Origin of the sequence: Moorena sp. SIO4G3 (assembly GCF_010692305.1) — a bacterium.
GTDB lineage: Bacteria > Cyanobacteriota > Cyanobacteriia > Cyanobacteriales > Coleofasciculaceae > Moorena > Moorena producens_A.
On the sequence record NZ_JAAHIG010000681.1, the window covers coordinates 1 to 2,141 of the forward strand.

The 2,141-nt window shown below is 45.0% G+C and carries 3 protein-coding genes; 1 reads left to right on the plus strand and 2 read right to left on the minus strand.

The window, feature by feature from the left end; all coding sequences use genetic code 11:
- Positions 1 to 77: 77 nt before the first annotated feature.
- Positions 78 to 251 carry a hypothetical protein gene (locus tag F6J99_RS44505; RefSeq protein ID WP_293123718.1) on the plus strand — a complete coding sequence of 58 codons (174 nt, stop codon included), beginning with the start codon at positions 78 to 80 and terminating at the stop codon, positions 249 to 251.
- Here the strand turns inward: F6J99_RS44505 and F6J99_RS44510 are convergent.
- A complete protein-coding gene (locus F6J99_RS44510; protein ID WP_293123721.1) occupies positions 179 to 1,333 on the minus strand; it encodes an alanine--glyoxylate aminotransferase family protein in 1,155 nt (384 codons plus the stop codon). The genes F6J99_RS44505 and F6J99_RS44510 overlap by 73 nt on opposite strands.
- Positions 1,334 to 1,959: 626 nt before the next feature.
- Positions 1,960 to 2,141, minus strand: a 182-nt coding sequence (locus tag F6J99_RS44515) for a hypothetical protein (RefSeq protein ID WP_293123723.1), incomplete at its 5' end; no start/stop codon positions are given.

Below are 2,141 nucleotides of genomic sequence, written 5' to 3' on the forward strand. Positions count from 1 at the left end.
TGTTATAAGCTAAAGAGCAGATTTCTGAACAAATAGGATCATCACCACCATTACATCCCTTCTTGATGCAGTCGCTCATGGGGGGAACCACGCCAGTTGCTCATGGGGGAAACCCCCAAGACCGCACTGGCTCCCCAAGACCGCGCTGCATCGCTTACCAATCCCTTGCCATTAAGTTTTATTTAGAATCCCCTAAAACCTCCTTTAAAGCATTCAACACTTGCTCCACATTCTCTCGGCGAGAGTTATAACCCATTAAACCAATGCGCCAGACTTTACCTGCTAATTCACCCAAGCCGCCACCAATTTCCATGTTGTAATCATCCAGCAGTTTGCGGGTAACTGCCTTGCCATCTACCCCCTCTGGTATCCGAACCGTGGTCAAGGTAGGCAAACGAAATTCTTGCTCGACGTGACATTCTAGACCCAAATCAGCCAAACCTTCCCAAAGCAATTCAGCATTAGCTTGATGCCTTTCCCAACAAGCGGTTAGTCCCTCTTGAGCAACCAATCGCAAGGCTTCGCGCAAGGCATAATTCATATTAATTGGAGCTGTGTGGTGGTAGGTGCGCTCGTCACCCCAATATTTGCTCAACATCGATATATCCAAATACCAATTAGCAACTTGGGTACGACGCTGGTGGAGTTTTTCGAGGGCACGAGCTCCCATAGTGAAAGGGGAAATGCCTGGTGGACAGCTAAGCCCTTTTTGGGAACAACTATAGGCCAGATCAATCCCCCATTCATCAATAAACAGTGGCACCCCACCTAAACTGGTGACTGTGTCAACCAGCAGCAAGCAATTGAAATTTCGGCACAACTCAGCCACACCCTCCAGAGGCTGACGGGCACCGGTTGACGTTTCAGCATGAACCAAAGCCAAAACAGCAGGACGATGGGTTTCCAAGCCTTCTCGGAGTTCATCAAGGGTAAAGACTTGCCCCCAAGGCTTCATTAGTTTACGGACATCAGCACCATAACGACCAGCCATATCCACGAGTCGGTGTCCAAAGTAACCATTAACCCCAACTAAAACCACATCACCTGGTTCTACTGCATTGGCTAGAGTAGCTTCCATTGCCGCACTACCTGTCCCACTCATGGGAAGAGTCATCGGGTTATCAGTTTGCCAAGCGTAGCGGAGTAAGGTTTGCACTTCGTTCATCAGTGCGATGAAACGGGGATCCAGGTGACCAACTGGCGGCAGTCCCAAGGCTGTTAATATGGAGGGATGGGCATTAGATGGCCCGGGTCCGAGTAACAGCGTCGGAGGCATATCTATATCGGTCAGGGAGACGCGATTATTATCTTTGATTGATGGGGTTGAGGTCATTTATTATTTATAAGTGTTTGGTAAAGTAAGAGTTAACCAAAATAAATAATAACCCGAATGTGGCACCGTTTTGTAGGAAGTAAGGTGGGGTCAGGGCAAGAATCAATAAGGCGGCATTATTATCAACAATATTGATCTACAAATGCAATAGTGCTGAGCAATCTTGGCTTAATATGGTCATAATCCTTGCCCTATATCACATTTTTGCTCAAGTTTTATTGCGCTTACCCTGTCTATTACGGTAGTATTTAATCAATTTTTGAAGACCTGTAATTGGAAGGGTTATCAAAAAACCAGGAACTTTAAATATTAATGCAAATATAAGTCCAAAATAGTACTTAGCTTCAAAGTCTAACTTTTGCTTAACTATATCGTCGGCTTATTCTTGTGTCATTTCTCCTTTGTAAACCTTTTCATGAAGTTCATGGAACTGCATTTTTGTTATTAATAAATCGCCATCAGGATCGTAAGTCATTTTATTTTTTAAATTTTTGTTGTTTGTCTTAATTTTAGCTATAAATTAAAAATATCGGGACTTGGGAAGAAGGCAAAAGAGCGGATGTAGTGATTGAAGTACTCTCAGCCAGTACAGCTGAAAAAGATAAGACTCAGAAGAAGCTGATTGATCACCAGTTGCCAGTGCTAGAGTGCTTTTGAAGGTTGTTAGGTTGTTCGCGTAGCCTGGCCTTTTGGCCAAGGTTAGTAGACTGTTCGCGTAGCGTGGCCAAACGCGCCCCGCGTGGCCAATAGGCCAAGGCCAAGGTTGGCAGGTGGCAGGTTAGTAGGTTAAAGGTTAGTAGGTTAAAGG

Bases quoted from the DNA above. Each gene is read 5' to 3' on its own strand.
- F6J99_RS44505 (WP_293123718.1), top strand. From the start codon at position 78: ATGGGGGGAACCACGCCAGTTGCTCATGGGGGAAACCCCCAAGACCGC.
- F6J99_RS44510 (WP_293123721.1), bottom strand. From the start codon at position 1,333: ATGACCTCAACCCCATCAATCAAAGATAATAATCGCGTCTCCCTGACC.